Genomic DNA, 14,698 nt, shown 5'->3' on the forward strand with positions numbered 1-14,698 from the left:
CGCCGCAGCCATCGTTCCTTTCTGCGGGGAGCGTCCATCTACGATCAGAACTTCCGTTCGACCATCTTGAGGCGCAATCCGGAAATCGCTTCGCCCGGATTCAAGCCCTTGGGACACGCCTTCGCGCAGTTGAGAATGGTGTGACAGCGATAGATCCTGAAGGGGTCTTCAAGCTTGTCGAGGCGCTCGCCTGTCGCTTCGTCGCGGCTGTCATTGACCCACCGCGCCGCCTGGATCAAAGCCGCTGGGCCCAGGAAACGCTCGGAATTCCACCAGTAGCTTGGACAAGACGTCGAGCAGCAGGCGCAGAGGATGCATTCGTACAGCCCGTCGAGCTTCGCCCGATCCTCATGGCTCTGCCGCCATTCCTTCTGCGGCGTGGGCGACACGGTTTGCAGCCAAGGCTCGATCAATGCGAGCTGGGCGTAGAAATTCGTCAGGTCGGGAACGAGGTCCTTGACCACGGGCTGATGCGGCAAGGGCAGCACGCGCAACGGCTCGCCGTTCGGGACGTCCTCACTCATGGATTTGGTGCAGGCGAGCGTGTTCTGGCCGGCAATATTCATCGAGCAGGAGCCGCACACGCCTTCGCGGCAGGACCGCCTGAACGTCAGTGTGGAGTCGATGTTGTTCTTGATCCAGATCAGACCATCCAGCACCATGGGCCCGCAATCGCTGATATCGACGAAGTAGGTGTCGAGCCGGGGATTGCGACCGTCGTCGGGATTCCAGCGATAGACCTGGAATTCGCGCAACGATTTGCTGTCCGGCTTGGGCCAGATCCTTCCCTTTTCGACGCGGGAGTGTTTCGGAAGCCTGAACTCGACCATGTTACCTCCGGGCGGACATGAGGCGTTGATAACTGCGCATCAATTGGGATTGAAGCAACGTAGTTGCAGGAGATCATCCAGCGACACACCAAACAGCACGATGCGAAAGGCCGGTGCTGTCGCGAGCATCAGCAGCAATATAAAAAGGGCATAGACCAGAGCTGGCGGGGTCTCTCTAGCGAGCCTGTAGACTGCTTTCCGCATGTACCCTCGCTTGCGTGGCGGCGCGTGTCATGGCTGCGCCGATCACCAACATGGCCGCACCCCATAGCAGGAATCCGATATCCCAGAAGATGCGCTGTTCGTCGGGCACGGTCTCATTCACCCGATGCAACTTGAAGATCTCATGGTCCACCACGCCTTCAACCAGATTGAAGATGCCCCAACCGAGCAAGACCGCTCCGAGACACCGGCCGCCCGACAGGTGAATGTCGGACCTGCGCGCCCGTTGCCACAGCACATACAGGCCGAGCAGCACAAGCAGATAGGTCGCACTGTGGAAGATGCCGTCCCAGGTCGTATTGAGCTTGACGTTGTCGATGGAGTTGAGCGGGTACCAGCCGCTCAACATATGATGCCATTGCAGCAGCTGATGAAACACGATGCCGTCAAAAAACCCGCCCAGGCCGAGCCCGAGAAGGACACCCGCGGAAATCGGGAAGCTGGATGAATTGCTGTCTTGCATGAATCTGCTCGTGCGTCGGTCCGCATCTGGATGATGGACAAACCCTCCTCCAGGTTGCCGTTCCTATGATCATGACACACTCCCCCTGCCAATAACCTGCGTTAACCTGCCTGCTCATCTTCATGCCACCGAAGGCGCTCGGTGGAGCATCGCTCGGCCGCTTATGGTGACGATAGGAACGTTCGAAACGGTCGCAGCGTCGTGTGAATCCAACATTGGAGATTCATCATGCTGAGAAGATCGTTTTTACTTGCGTTGGGCGGCCTCGGACTATCGACCTACGCTGCGCAATCCAAGCCAGTCCCACAGCGGGATTTTCGAACGGCCGACCTCATGGGTGGCGCGTTTGCGATGCAGACGAGTCAGCTCGCCCTGACGCGCACCGGCAATCCCGACATCGTCAACTTCGCCAATGCAGAGATCACCGAACAGGTCCAGGTCGCGAGCGCGCTCGGAGCAGCGCCGGGATCGGCACCGCTGCGGCCGGATCATGCCGCCCTGCTTCAGCGCCTTCAGGCCACACCGTCGATTCCCTTCGACCGGATGTACGTGCAGGGGCAGATCCGCGGACACCGTGAATTGCTCGCGCTCAACAATTCGTATTTGCGATCCGGTGGCAACCCCAGCGAACAGCAGGTCGCACAGATGTCGCTGCCCATCATCCAGCGTCACCTTGCGATCCTGAGCAGTCTCAGGGAAGTCGGCTAGAGGTTCACCCCAGCGACAAGGAGGTACAAATGGCAAGAAGATCGAGACGGCCCCCGTGAAGCACGGCAAAGGAAAAAGGGGAAACGGCGCGCAACGTCTCAAGCGCAAGCGGAAGTGGCAGCCGTAGCATTGGCGGTGGCCGCGCGTGACGGCCGCCGTCAAAGTTGCCGATGATCAAACTGTGAGGACCGAGATGGCGTATGCCCTGTTCAAGGATGACGAAAAACTGAGCCGGACATTTTCGACCAAAGAGGAAACGCTGAAGAGAGCCGAAGACGCTGATCTGGTCGAAAGCAGCGAGGGCAAGCCCAGGCTCGAGGACGACCTGAAGATCAAGTCCTGCTCGCCCGACCCCGAACCTCGAAGCGAGGACGACCTCGATTGGACGCCGGGAAATCCGGCGTCCTGATCCTCGATCTAGCAGCCTTTGCAGATGCTCTTGATCTTTCGATCGACGTGGGAATCCTGAGAGTTCTCGGAGCGTATTTCGGCATCGCCCGGCATCGACGGACCGGGTGTCGCAGTTCCGTCGATCCGTCCGCTGCTGGTGCCTCCTGCGGGATTGCCGGCCCGCCCGACGGTGGTCGATCCTTGCGGGCCGCTACCCGTTGATTGGGCCGTTCCAGCGGTGTTCGTGCCGGTAGCCGTCGTGCCGCGCGAAGCCGCGGCCGCGTCGGCTGGATTGACCAGGCTGGGCGATACATCCCCCGCCTGGTTTGTCGCTCCCGTCGACCCAAGACCTGTCGACCCAGGACCTGCAGACCCAGGACCTGCAGACCCAGGACCTGCAGACCCAAGGCTCGAAGCACCGCCGGCTGACCCGGGGCTTGTCGCACCGCCGGTGCCGCCGCTCGTGCTGCTCGCGCTTGCTCCGCCCGATCCTCCCGAACCGCCACCGCCGCCGCCCCCACCCCCGCCACTCTGCGCCGAGGCGGCCCCTATCGACGCGCTCGCCAGGAAGGCGATCAGCATCAAGCTCGAACTTGTCCTATGCATTGCTCAGCTCCTCTCACGATCATTATGCGTGTGATGTTGATCGCGCTCACCACCGCCTCCCGAGACGGATTTGCGGTCGTTGGTGGGCGTTCCGGGCGCAGGGCACTCAAGGTCGCGACCTCCCTTTTCAGGGTGCTTGCGATCCTGCCGCGAGGAGCCCGGACCACCAAAGCGTTCAGTGTCTGGGTTCTTGTGTGGCATTCATCGGTCCTGCTGGTAGCCTTGGTTTGTCGTGTTCTGTTTGATGTTGCCGTGACGTCCCTGGGTGTCGAAGTTCTCGCGGCCGGGCAGCTTTTCGTCCGTCTCGATCTTTGGATCAGATCCGGGTCCCTTGTCGCTGCGCTGCTCCGGCGGTACGGGGGGCATTTTGGTCATTGCATGCTCCTTGCTTCGGTCTCGCGACCTCATGCGCTGGCAATGAGATGCGGCGGCGGTCGTTCCTGATCGATGCCCATGCATGCCCGTAGGAACGAACGATTCCTGCGCGGGTTGACTCCGCAGTTCATACCGAAGGCTTTTTGTTCATGGTCAAGTATCTATCGCGTGAAACGGAGAAGGACGGCACCCGGAAGCTGATGATGGCAGGATCGGGAGTGGCCGCGGTCCTGTTTGTAGGTTTCATCGTCTGGTTCGCCGTGCCCCAGATGTTCGGGGCAACAGACTATCTGGGCCGCCCCTCCACAGGCGCCGACAAAGGTGCCCCTGCCACAACGGTCGGCACGGGAGTTCCCACGCAACGCGAAGCAGTCAGCAAAGCGGCCAAGGAAAACCCGGCTGGCAATGAAGACACGACCGGCGCCCGTGCGCGGGATGTGAAGCAGAGCGCCCAGCCGGCTGGCCTCAACGATCAGCAACGCGAGCAGCTCCGCGCCACCATCTCATCGGCGCATGGCCCGACGATGGATCGCCCGAATTTCGAAATGATGATCGGTACGTCTGTGCCGCGCCAGACCGAGGTTGCCGATTTGCCGCCCGAAGTCACCCAAGTGCTGAACGGGTTCTGGGGCGATCAATATCTGATCGCCGGAAACGATCTCGTCATTGTCGATCAGCATTCGCGCCGCGTCGCGGCAATTATCGCTGGCGTACGCTGATCGCGTGCCGCCGCATCGACAGACCATAAAGAGGACAACTTATGCCGAGAGCGAAAGCACCTGAAAACGACCCCAGAGAAACCCCGGTCGACGATCCGCGACAGCAGACTGATTTGCCAACCCACCGGCAGACGGACCAGCCTTGGCAGGGGAATCCCGAGAAGGAGCAGATCGACCCAAAGCGTCCCCCGATTGATCTGGAGCGGTGGCAAAAGTCGAATACTCACTAGCTGGCACGCACGCACGTCGTTCACGGGTCGAGCTCATGGATGGTGGGGCGCAGGTCGCCGCCCTCATCCATTTCGAGCGTCGCCAGCGTGATCGGCAGCTTGAAGCGCCTTGGACCGGCGCTTCCGGGATTCAGGAAAAGCACTCCGTTGATCGTGTTGACCTGCACCCGATGCGAATGTCCTGATATCACCACGTTCACACTGGTTGCCGCGGGGTCGATGGCGAGCGCCTTGAGATCGTGAAGGAGGTAGAAACAACGAGCGCCGAGGTGCACTGTTTCGGTTTCGGGATAGCGCTTCGCCCAACTGGCGACGTCGACGTTTCCCCTGATGGCGGTGACCGGTGCTATTCGGCAAAGCCTCTCCAGAACCTCCGGCGCGCCGATATCACCGGCGTGGAGGATATGCGACACCCCCGCAAGACGGCGTTCGGCCTCCGGCCTGAGAAGGCCGTGCGTATCCGAGATCACGCCGATCCTCAACGTCATGTCAGGCCAGCGCTTCAGTGCAGGACATCAAGGGGTACCTTCCCGATCTCCTCACCCTCCTGGTTCGTGACCAGGATGGAAAAATGACGATTTCTGAGTTCGGGACGCTCCGCAAGGAGCCTCTTCGCGATCTCCTCGGCAACATCCAGGGCCATGATGTCGTCGGGCAATTCAGCACCTCCCTCGTCTGCAACGGTCTTCGAATCGACCAGATCGAAATGATAGCGCGGCACGTGAACCCTCGAATTCGTCGCAGGAACGCGCGATCTCGAGCCTTCGTTCCGGCGCTCGCAGGTCAACTCCCGGCATGTCCGCAGGAACCCTCAGGGTCGTCGCGGCATTGCTGCGTTTGGAGCCGACACATGCTCGGAGAGTTGCGCGTGCTTGCCCAGCCGGGTGCGATCATCGCCAGTCTTGCCGTCCTGTTGCTGATGGCGGCTGGCGATGCGGCGATCGTGATCGCCGTGAAGGGCTGGCCGTTTTAGCCCGATGATCGATGTGGGACATGTCCTTCGTCGGCCAACCGTTCCGGCTGCGCATAGGAACCTTTGTAGGCCTGACCGGTTCCGCCTGTGAAGCGGAGTGCGGCAAAACGTCAATGCAGGTCCGGGTGCAAAGGGTTCTGGTGTTGTGCATGACCTGGCCGCTTGCCGCGTGCGTGGGCCAGCAGTCGGCGCTCGACCCTCAAGGGCTACAGTCTGAGCAGATTCGTCACACGCTGTTTCTCTTCCTCATTGTCGCGGCGATCGTCTGGACTGCCGTCGTCATCGTTCTGGGCGTGGGGCTGTTGCGCCGAAAGCGCGCAGCCGATCAGCCGCTGGACCTCCACCAGCCCTTCGAACGACGCTCCGGGCGCGTCATCCTCGCGCTTGGGATTGCGACCACCGTCGTCGTGCTCGGCCTCTCCCTGGTCAGCTATGCCGGTCAGCGCACCGTCTTTGCCAAGGACGAGAAAACCCACACACTCAAGATCATCGGTCACCAATGGTGGTGGGAGGTCCGCTATGAGGCCGATAGTCCGCACCAGAGTTTCGTGACCGCCAACGAGATCCGGATCCCGACCGGGCAACCGGTCAAAGTCGAGCTGGAATCCGCCGACGTGATCCACAGCTTCTGGGTGCCCAGCCTGACGGGCAAGATGGACTTGATCCCCGGGCAGAAGAATGAGCTGCAATTTACGGCGAAGAACGCGGGCATCTATCGCGGTCAATGCGCCGAGTTCTGCGGGATCCAGCACGCCCACATGGCGTTCGCCGTGATCGCGATGTCCCCCGACGAGTTCGGCCGCTGGCGCGACCATGAAAACCAGAGCGCGAGTAACCCCGCGGATCAGCCCGGCAAGCAGGGCGAGGCTCTGTTCCGGGCGCGCGGATGCGCCTTGTGCCACAACATTAGCGGCACGCTGGCCGGCGGCCAGCTCGGCCCGGATCTCACGCATATCGGCAGCCGCACGACCATCGCGGCAGGGACGCTGCCGAATACGCGCGCGACGCTCGGCGCCTGGATCGCCGATCCCCAGCACATCAAGCCCGGCAATCTCATGCCGAAGATGCCGCTGCAATCGGACGAGCTGATCGCGATCATTCATTATCTGGAGCAGCTCAAGTGAGCATGGCCGCTGAACCAAATGAATTGCGGGACGACGTCCTGAACGGTCTGCAGCTTTCGACGCAGCTCGAGCGGGTGTGGCGCACGCCGTCTGGACTTGTCGGTGCGCTCATGTCGGTCGACCACAAGGTCGTTGGACGTCGCTACATCTTGACCGCATTCGCCTTTCTGCTCCTCGGCGGCATCCTTGCGGTCCTGATGCGCATTCAGCTGGCCGGGCCGGAGAAGACGTTTCTCTCGGCCGACAAGTACAATCAAGTCTTCACGATGCACGGCTCGACGATGATGTTCCTGTTCGCCGTGCCTGTCATGGAGGCGTTCGCCGTCTATCTGGTGCCGTTGATGGTCGGCACGCGGAACATCGCCTTTCCGCGCCTGAATGCCTTCAGCTATTGGATGTTTCTGTTCGGCGGCTGCTTCCTGTGGACCTCCTTCCTGTTCAACGTCGGCCCCGACGTCGGCTGGTTTTCCTACGTTCCCCTCTCCAGCCTGCAGTTCACACCGACCAAGCGCGCCGATGTCTGGGCGCAGATGATCACCTTTACCGAGGTTGCGGCGCTCGCGGTCGCCGTCGAAATCGTCGTGACCGTGTTCAAGCTCCGCGCGCCAGGGATGACGCTCGACCGCATTCCCCTGTTCGTCTGGGCCATGCTGGTGACGGCCTTCCTTGTGATGTTCGCAATGCCCTCGATCATGGTCGCATCGACGTCACTGATCCTGGATCGCCTCGTCAATACCCGCTTCTATGATTCCTCATCGGGCGGCCATCCCTTGCTCTGGCAGCATCTGTTCTGGTTCTTCGGCCATCCCGAGGTCTACATCATCTTCATCCCGGGCACGGGAATGGTTTCGGCGATCCTCGCGACGTTCGCGCGGCGGCCGGTGATCGGCTATCCCGTGGTGATCCTCTCCTTGATCGCGACCGGCTTCCTGTCGTTCGGCCTCTGGGTCCACCACATGTTCGTCACGGGCTTGCCCCAACTCGGTGCGGCCCTGTTCACGGCCTCCAGCATGCTGATCGCGGTGCCGAGCGGGCTGCAGATTTTCTGCTGGCTGGCAACGCTCTGGGACGGACGTCCAGTGTACCGGACGCCGCTGTTGTTCGTGATCGGCTTCATCGTGATCTTCGTGCTCGGCGGGTTGTCCGGCGTGATGGTCGCCTCGGTCCCGATCGATACCCAGGTGCACGACACCTATTTCGTCGTCGCCCACTTCCATTATGTTCTGATCGGCGGCGCCGTCTTCCCGCTGGTCGGCGCGGTCTACTACTGGTTTCCCAAGATCGCCGGCCGCATGCTGAGCGAAAGACTAGGGCGCTGGAATTTCTGGCTGGCCTTCATCGGCTTCAACGTCGCCTTCTTCCCGATGCACATTCTCGGGCTGATCGGAATGCCGCGCCGGGTCTATACCTACACCGCCGACATGGACTGGGCGCATCTGAACCTCGTGTCCAGCGGCGGTGCTCTCGTTTTCGCGTTTAGCTTCGCGCTGCTTCTGGCCAATGTGGTCTATAGCCTGCGCAAGGGCGCGCTTGCGGGCGACAACCCCTGGGATGCCTCGACGCTGGAATGGGCGACCTCATCGCCGCCTCCGCCGCAGAATTTCGACCGCATTCCGGTCGTCAAGCACCGCGACCCGCTGTGGGCCGATAGCGAGAGCCTGCCTGTGGTCGCGGGCCTGAGCGCAGAGCGGCGCGAGGTGCTGCTGACCTCGCTGGCGGAAGCCGAGCCGCAGATCCGCGAGGCTTCGCCCGAACCGAGCATCTGGCCACTGCTCGCGGCGATCGCGACGACGATCTTCTTCATCGGCTCGATCTTCACGCCCTGGGCGGTGCTCTGGGGCACGCCGCCGATGGCCGTCACCTTGATCGGCTGGTTCTGGCCGACCGGCAGCAAGGAGGACGAGGAGTGAGACAGACCATCGTCCGCAATGTCTCGGACCTCCCGACTTATGGCTACGGCCCGCGCAGTGGCCCGTGGTGGGGCGCCATGGGTTTCATGGCGCTCGAAGGCATGGGCTTTGCCATTGCCATCGGCGCCTACCTTTATCTCTACGCAGTCAACCCGACCTGGCCGATCGGAGCACCCCCGCCGGATCTCTGGCCGGGGACGGTCGAGACGGTGATTTATCTATTGAGCATCATTCCCAACGAGTTCACAAACCGCGCCGCACACCGACAGGATCTCGCGAAGGTGCGGATCGGCCTGATCGTGATGGCCTTGATCGGCATCGCGCTCCTGGTGCTGCGCGGCTTCGAGTTCGCGCATCTCAACACCCGCTGGGACAATTCAGCCTATGGCTCGATCGTATGGCTCATTCTGGGGCTGCACACGACCCACCTTGCCACGGACGTCGGCGACACGGTCGTGCTGGCGGTGTTGATGTTCACGCGCCATGCGAAACCGCGCCGGTTCAGCGACGTGACCGACAACGTGTTCTACTGGAACTTCGTCGTGCTCGCCTGGCTGCCGCTCTATGTCTTGCTCGATTGGGTGCCTCGCCTATGACCGCAGCCGACGGACGTTCCAGACTGCTCTACTGGGCCGGCGTTGCGCTTGGCCCCATCGCGTGGGGGATCAATTTGCAGGCCGGCTACGTGCTCGCGCACTTCTCCTGCGAACAGACCAGGATCAGCGGCGCGATCATGAGTGCGGTTCTGGCTGTCGTCGCCCTCGCGGGCACTGTCATTTCCGCCCGCGCGGTTCGACGCGGCGCGGGGGCTGAATGGACGGATGCGCAAGGCGGCGGGCCACGAACGTTCATGGCCTGGCTCGGCGTCGGCTCCGGCGTGCTGTTTGCGTTGGTGATCGCGAACCAGTTCGCCGCCTCGCTCATGATCAGCCCATGCCTGCGCTGAGCCTTGCAGCACTGCTGCTCGCGCTGCTCACGGCGCCGGCCGATGCGCACGGACTATCGGAGGTCGATTCCGGCTCGCTGTGGAGCTACGATCCCTGGCTGATGGCCCCGCTCTATGCCGTCGGTATCGCCTTCTATGTCGGAACGCAGCGGCTCTGGCATCATGCGGGCGGCGGCCGCGGCGTCAGCTTCCGCCAGGTGGCCGCATTCTGGACCGGATGGCTGGTGGCCGCCCTTGCTGTGACCTCGCCGCTGCACTGGCTCGGCGAGCGTCTGTTCACCGCGCACATGGTCGAGCATGAACTCCTGATGGTGGTCGCAGCACCGCTGATGGCGTTCGCCCGGATTAATGGCCCACTGCTGTGGAGCCTGCCGGCCCGGCTCCGCCCGGCGGCGGGTCGAATGCTCAATTGGCCGATACTGGCGTGGCCGTGGCGGTTTGTGAGCCACCCCATGAGCGCGACCATCCTCCACGGCGCAGCGCTCTGGGTCTGGCACGCACCGCCGTTATATGCATGGGCGCTCGAGAATACGGCGATCCATCGTCTCCAGCACATCAGCTTCTTTGCGACCGCGCTGTTGTTCTGGTGGGTGCTGCTGCATGGCCGCGGTCAGGGCCGTAGCACACGAATTCGCGACGGCATCGCTGTCGCGTGCCTGTTCATCACGATTTTGCATTCGGGTGTGCTCGGGGCTCTGCTGACGGTGTCGCCGCGGCTGTGGATCCCCGGTCAAGGCGCCCTCGCCGGTGAATTCGGCCTCTCGGCACTCGAGGACCAGCAACTCGCCGGCATCCTGATGTGGATGCCCATGGGCCTACTCTATACCGGCGCGGCGTTGTTCTTTGCTCACCGGTGGCTGACTGCGAACGGCGGCCATTCCCACCTGCCGCTCCCTTCAACATCCGGGCTGAGCGATGCGGCATAGGAACCGCAACTTCTGTTCGAACGTTCGCCTGCCGACTGCGACACTCCACGGAGGCCACATGGAAAAACGATCCGTCATGGCGCTAACGGCTATCTTCACCGCAGCATTCTTGGTGCCTGCAGTCTTGAACGCGCAGGACCAACCCCAGCCGGGGATGTCGTGCCCGGTCAACCATGACAAGCTCGCCGATATCCTCAAGAAGAGCGTCAAGTCGGGCGGCGGCCCCAGCAACGGAGGTCTGGACAACAACGAATGGGCTGCCGTCGTCAATCGGCAGGGCGTCGTCTGCGCAATTGCCTACAGCGGCGGCAAGGTCGACGACCAGTGGCTGGGCAGCCGTGCCATCGCGGCCGAGAAGGCCAACACAGCGAATGCGTTCAGCCTGAAGGACAAGGCGATGGCGACCGCCAATCTCTATGCAGGTGCGCAGCCGGGCGGGTTCCTGTTCGGCGCGGCACTCGGCAACCCGCCATCCCAGGAAGCCTTGTACGCCGGATCTCCGGACAACTTCGGCACGGCTCAGGATCCGATGGTGGGCAAGCCGATCGGCGGCACGATCGTGTTCGGAGGCGGGCTCGCGCTCTATGACGGCAACGGCGTCACGGGCGCGCTGGGCGTCAGCGGCGACAGCTCCTGCGCGGATCACAACGTGGCCTGGCGCGTGCGTCACCAGCTCGGGCTTGACCGGGTGCCGGCCGGAGTCAGCCCCAACATGAAGGACGCGATCATCTACGACATCGGCCCCGACGGCAAAAGCCCGTCGGGATTTGGCCATCCCAAGTGTAACGGCAAGGAAGATCAGATATCAGTCGACCTCGGCGCCGGCGTATCCGGCAACGTGGTGAGATAGCGCTGCGTCAATCGCCGCTTTTTGGAACCAAGGGAAGTCGGAACGTTTGTACGTCCGCAAGCCGGCCTGCAATGCGGCACGGCCGCATCCCTGCCGTGGAGATCTTTACATATGTTAGTGCGTGGTCTCACGCGTCTGCTCAACCGGATTCCGGCCATCCTTTGCGCCTGCTGCGCGATGCTGTCATCCGCGTCAGCACAAAGCGATCTCGCCAGCCGCATGAAAGATCCCGGCCAGTGGCCGATGGCGGCGCGCGACTACGCCAACACCCGCTACAGCGAGCTCGACCAGATCAACGCGTCCAATGCTTCGCGCCTCCAGCTCGCCTGGACCTTCTCGGTGGGCGCCGACCGGGGCCAGGAAGCGGCGCCGCTCGTGGTGGACGGCACCATGTATGTGGTCGGTCCCTATGCCGGCCCCTATCCCAACCGCGTGTTCGCGCTAGATGCCACGACTGGCGAGTTGAAATGGTCCTATGCGCCGAAGCCGGAGCCCGCAGCCGCGGGCGTTGCCTGCTGCGACGTCGTCAATCGCGGGCTGGCCTTCGACAATGGCAAGGTCTTCCTCAACACGCTCGATAACCACACCGTCGCCATCGACGCCAAGACCGGCAAAGAGCTCTGGCACACGAAGCTCGGCGAGATCAACAAGGGCGAAACGATCACGATGGCTCCCATCGTGGTGAAAGGCAAAATTCTCGTCGGCAACAGCGGCGGCGAACTGGGCGTGCGCGGCTGGGTGACCGCGCTCGACGAGACCACCGGCGCCATCGCTTGGCGCGCCTATTCGACAGGTCCCGACAAGGACGTGCTGATCGGCGACGATTTCAAGCCATTCTACGACAATCTCAAAGGCCAGGATCTCGGCGTGAAGACCTGGCCCGCCGACCGCTGGCAGGTTGGCGGCGGCACGGTCTGGGGCTGGATCTCCTACGATCCCGATCTGAACCTGATCTATTACGGCACGGCCAATCCGAGTCCCTGGAACGCGAACCAGCGCAGCGGCGACAATCTCTGGAGCACCACAATCTTTGCCCGCGATCCCGACACCGGCCGCGCCAAATGGGCCTACCAGATCAACCCGCACGATCTGTTCGACCACGACGAGATCAACGAGAACGTGCTTGTCGACCTCGAACTGAATGGACGGCCGCGCAAGGTGCTGATCCACCCCGGCCGCAACGGCTATATGTACGTCATGGACCGCGCCACTGGCGAGGTGATCTCGGCGGACGCTTATGACTTCGTCAACAGCTACAAGGGCGTCGATCTGAAGACCGGCAAGATCATCCCGAACGAGGAGAAGACGCCGCTTGTCGGCAAGACCGTCGAGAACATCTGCCCGAGCGCGCCGGGCGCCAAGGATTGGCAACCGACGGCGTGGTCACCGCGTACAAAACTTCTCTACGTGCCCCATCAGCATCTCTGCATGAGCTTCAAGGCCTCTCAGGTCGGCTACATCGCCGGGACGCCCTATGTCGGCGCAGACGTCGATATGTATGCCGGCCCCGGCGGCTATCGCGGCGAGTTCATGGCGTGGGATCCAATCGCGCGCAGGAAGGTCTGGGAGATCCACGAGAAGCTGCCGGTCTGGAGCGGCGCGCTGGTCACAGCAGGTGATGTCGCCTTCTACGGCACCATGGATCGGCTTTTCAAAGTCGTGGATGCCAAGGATGGACATGTGCTGTGGCAATTCCGCGCCGGATCCGGGTTCATCGGCCAACCGATCTCCTATCGCGGCTCCGACGGACAGCAATACGTCGCGATCCTGTCGGGCGTCGGCGGCTGGCCCGGTGTGGTGGCCAATGCCGAGGTCGATCCGCGGGTGCGCAACGGTGCGCTGGGGTTCACCGGCGCGACGCAGGATCTGCCGTTCTACACCGCCGGCGGGAGCGAACTGCTGGTCTTCAAGCTCGACGGCGCAAATGGTGAGGATACCAGCCATGCGCCTTCGAAATAGTTGTCCGGGCATCGCCCTTGGTTTTCTGGTCGGGCTTGCAACCACGGCGGCGGCAGCGTCGGATCGCGAGCTCCGCGTCTGTGCCGATCCCAACAATCTGCCGTTCTCGAACAAAGCCGAAGCAGGATTCGAGAACAGGCTCGCGACGATGGTGGCCGAGCATTTCGGCCAGCAGGTCACCTACACCTGGTGGGCGCAGCGCCGCGGCTTCATCCGCAACACACTGAAAGCCGCCAGATGCGACGTCGTGATGGGCGTACCGTCCGGCTATGATCTCGTCGAGACGACCAAGCCCTATTATCGCTCGAGCTATGTGTTCGTCACGCGGCAGGACCAGCACCTCGACCTTTCGTCCCTGCTCGACCCGCGCTTGCATCACCTCGTGATCGGCGTGCATCTGATCGGCGACGACGGCAACAATCCACCGCCTGCGCAGGCGCTCGGCGACCAAGGCATCGTCGATAACGTCCGCGGCTACTCCATCTACGGCGATTATCGCCAGGCCGATCCGCCGGCACGCCTGATCGAAGCCGTCGAAAGCGGCAGCCTCGATGTCGCCGCAGCTTGGGGCCCCCTCGGCGGATATTTCGCCCAGCACTCTCCCGTCCCGCTGACGGTCACGCCGATCCGGGATTACGAACGCTTTGCACCTCAGCAGTTCCGGTTCGCCATCGCGATGGGCGTACGCAAAGGCGACGACGCCTTGCGCGACCGGCTGAACGAGTTCATCGACGAGCATTGGTCCGAGATCACCTCGCTGCTGCGCAGTTACGGCGTTCCGCTGGTGGACCAACCCGTCACGGTATCGGGAGGACATGAGTGATGTCTGCTCCAGCAATGCGCGCGAGCGCCCTGTCGTTGCTGCTGGCGGTCTTGCCGAATGGTGCAGGGCTGGCCCAGCAGACCTTGCCGCAGTCGCAGGAGGCGCAGATGCCGACGCTGTCTCCGCGCCCGAATTTCGGTGGCAGCGTCGGCAATGGCAGCCCCGGCGTCTTCATGCAGGTCCCGGTCAGTCACCTCCATCCCGGCGCGCAGCCGGACCCGCCCCAAATCAAGAATCCCGTGCAAGGTGATCCCAACGCGCAGCAGCGCGGGATGACCTACTATGTCAACTTCAACTGCGTCGGCTGCCACGCGCCGAATGGCGGCGGCGGCATGGGGCCGGCGCTGAGCAACAACATCTTTACTTACGGAGCGCAGCCCGAGAACATCTTTCTCTCGATCTACCAGGGGCGGCCGAACGGAATGCCGGCTTGGGGCGGCGTGCTGCCCGACAGCGTGATCTGGGATCTCGTCACCTATATCGGCAAGATCAGCAACGAACCAAGCCACCAATGGGGCCGCACCTTTTCGGCCAATCTGCCATCGCCCGAGGTCGAGCAAGTCCCGAGCGAACAGGTCTCCACGACCGATCCCTGGTCTGCCACCAAGTCCTTCAACTTCGGCCAGAAGCCCTGATCGGCCGAG

The 14,698-nt window shown here is 62.6% G+C and carries 20 protein-coding genes; 14 read left to right on the plus strand and 6 right to left on the minus strand.

The annotated features are described in order from the left end of the window. Positions 1-44: 44 nt before the first annotated feature. Together IVA75_RS16840 and IVA75_RS16845 are read right to left on the minus strand one after the other, a co-directional pair. Entirely contained in the window at positions 45-830 is a 786-nt protein-coding gene (locus IVA75_RS16840) for a succinate dehydrogenase iron-sulfur subunit (RefSeq protein ID WP_247290829.1), read from the minus strand. Between the two features lie 175 nt (positions 831-1,005). Next, entirely contained in the window at positions 1,006-1,515 is a 510-nt protein-coding gene (locus IVA75_RS16845) for a DUF2243 domain-containing protein (RefSeq protein WP_247290831.1), read from the minus strand. A gap of 228 nt (positions 1,516-1,743) precedes the next feature. Here IVA75_RS16845 and IVA75_RS16850 point away from each other — a divergent pair, with 228 nt between their 5' ends. Beyond that, positions 1,744-2,223, plus strand: a complete 480-nt coding sequence (locus IVA75_RS16850; RefSeq protein WP_247290832.1) for a DUF4142 domain-containing protein — start codon at positions 1,744-1,746, stop codon at positions 2,221-2,223. 145 nt (positions 2,224-2,368) lie between these two features. Further along, positions 2,369-2,632: a hypothetical protein gene (locus IVA75_RS16855; RefSeq protein WP_247290835.1), complete on the plus strand. Its 264-nt coding sequence runs from the start codon at positions 2,369-2,371 to the stop codon at positions 2,630-2,632. A 590-nt stretch (positions 2,633-3,222) separates the two neighbouring features. Here the strand turns inward: IVA75_RS16855 and IVA75_RS16860 are convergent. Both IVA75_RS16860 and IVA75_RS16865 read right to left on the minus strand, forming a co-directional pair. Further along, the gene (locus tag IVA75_RS16860; RefSeq protein ID WP_247289219.1) at positions 3,223-3,420 is read right to left on the minus strand and encodes a hypothetical protein; all 198 of its coding nucleotides are present in this window, start codon (positions 3,418-3,420) and stop codon (positions 3,223-3,225) included. Then, positions 3,421-3,594, minus strand: coding sequence for a hypothetical protein (locus tag IVA75_RS16865; RefSeq protein WP_247289218.1), 174 nt, complete (start codon positions 3,592-3,594; stop codon positions 3,421-3,423). It abuts the gene before it with no gap. Between the two features lie 149 nt (positions 3,595-3,743). On the opposite strand from IVA75_RS16865, the gene IVA75_RS16870 reads away from it, so the two are divergent. Together IVA75_RS16870 and IVA75_RS16875 are read left to right on the plus strand one after the other, a co-directional pair. Continuing rightward, positions 3,744-4,313 carry a DUF1236 domain-containing protein gene (locus tag IVA75_RS16870; protein ID WP_247289217.1) on the plus strand — a complete coding sequence of 190 codons (570 nt, stop codon included), beginning with the start codon at positions 3,744-3,746 and terminating at the stop codon, positions 4,311-4,313. A gap of 41 nt (positions 4,314-4,354) precedes the next feature. Then, the gene (locus tag IVA75_RS16875) at positions 4,355-4,543 is read left to right on the plus strand and encodes a hypothetical protein (RefSeq protein WP_081747987.1); all 189 of its coding nucleotides are present in this window, start codon (positions 4,355-4,357) and stop codon (positions 4,541-4,543) included. 20 nt (positions 4,544-4,563) lie between these two features. Here the strand turns inward: IVA75_RS16875 and IVA75_RS16880 are convergent, their stop codons facing one another. Both IVA75_RS16880 and IVA75_RS16885 read right to left on the minus strand, forming a co-directional pair. Then, entirely contained in the window at positions 4,564-5,031 is a 468-nt protein-coding gene (locus tag IVA75_RS16880) for a metallophosphoesterase family protein (protein WP_247289216.1), read from the minus strand. Positions 5,032-5,045: 14 nt separating this feature from the next. Then, the gene (locus IVA75_RS16885) at positions 5,046-5,264 is read right to left on the minus strand and encodes a hypothetical protein (protein ID WP_247289215.1); all 219 of its coding nucleotides are present in this window, start codon (positions 5,262-5,264) and stop codon (positions 5,046-5,048) included. Positions 5,265-5,393: 129 nt separating this feature from the next. On the opposite strand from IVA75_RS16885, the gene IVA75_RS40150 reads away from it, so the two are divergent. The 10 genes from IVA75_RS40150 (at position 5,394) to IVA75_RS16930 (ending at position 14,689) form a co-directional block, all read left to right on the plus strand. Beyond that, on the plus strand, positions 5,394-5,516 hold the full coding sequence (locus IVA75_RS40150) for a hypothetical protein (RefSeq protein WP_018460395.1): 123 nt from the start codon (positions 5,394-5,396) through the stop codon (positions 5,514-5,516). Positions 5,517-5,536: 20 nt separating this feature from the next. Continuing rightward, a complete protein-coding gene (gene coxB / locus IVA75_RS16890; RefSeq protein ID WP_247289214.1) occupies positions 5,537-6,640 on the plus strand; it encodes a cytochrome c oxidase subunit II in 1,104 nt (367 codons plus the stop codon). A gap of 2 nt (positions 6,641-6,642) precedes the next feature. Continuing rightward, entirely contained in the window at positions 6,643-8,550 is a 1,908-nt protein-coding gene (gene ctaD / locus IVA75_RS16895; protein WP_247289213.1) for a cytochrome c oxidase subunit I, read from the plus strand. Further along, positions 8,547-9,146, plus strand: a complete 600-nt coding sequence (locus tag IVA75_RS16900) for a cytochrome c oxidase subunit 3 (protein WP_247289212.1) — start codon at positions 8,547-8,549, stop codon at positions 9,144-9,146. Before ctaD ends, IVA75_RS16900 begins: the two co-directional genes overlap by 4 nt. Then, positions 9,143-9,496: a hypothetical protein gene (locus IVA75_RS16905; RefSeq protein WP_247289211.1), complete on the plus strand. Its 354-nt coding sequence runs from the start codon at positions 9,143-9,145 to the stop codon at positions 9,494-9,496. The genes IVA75_RS16900 and IVA75_RS16905 overlap by 4 nt, the downstream gene beginning before the upstream one ends. After that, complete coding sequence (locus tag IVA75_RS16910; RefSeq protein WP_247289210.1) at positions 9,484-10,422, plus strand: cytochrome c oxidase assembly protein; 939 nt, start codon at positions 9,484-9,486, stop codon at positions 10,420-10,422. The genes IVA75_RS16905 and IVA75_RS16910 overlap by 13 nt, the downstream gene beginning before the upstream one ends. Positions 10,423-10,480: 58 nt before the next feature. Continuing rightward, a complete protein-coding gene (locus IVA75_RS16915) occupies positions 10,481-11,272 on the plus strand; it encodes a heme-binding protein (RefSeq protein WP_247289209.1) in 792 nt (263 codons plus the stop codon). A 177-nt stretch (positions 11,273-11,449) separates the two neighbouring features. Beyond that, positions 11,450-13,231, plus strand: coding sequence for a methanol/ethanol family PQQ-dependent dehydrogenase (locus tag IVA75_RS16920; RefSeq protein WP_256465231.1), 1,782 nt, complete (start codon positions 11,450-11,452; stop codon positions 13,229-13,231). After that, a complete protein-coding gene (locus tag IVA75_RS16925; RefSeq protein WP_247289207.1) occupies positions 13,215-14,054 on the plus strand; it encodes a substrate-binding domain-containing protein in 840 nt (279 codons plus the stop codon). Before IVA75_RS16920 ends, IVA75_RS16925 begins: the two co-directional genes overlap by 17 nt. Beyond that, entirely contained in the window at positions 14,054-14,689 is a 636-nt protein-coding gene (locus tag IVA75_RS16930) for a cytochrome c (RefSeq protein ID WP_247289206.1), read from the plus strand. The genes IVA75_RS16925 and IVA75_RS16930 overlap by 1 nt, the downstream gene beginning before the upstream one ends. Positions 14,690-14,698 lie beyond the last annotated feature (9 nt).

It is taken from the genome of Bradyrhizobium sp. 134 (assembly GCF_023074155.1).
GTDB lineage: Bacteria > Pseudomonadota > Alphaproteobacteria > Rhizobiales > Xanthobacteraceae > Bradyrhizobium.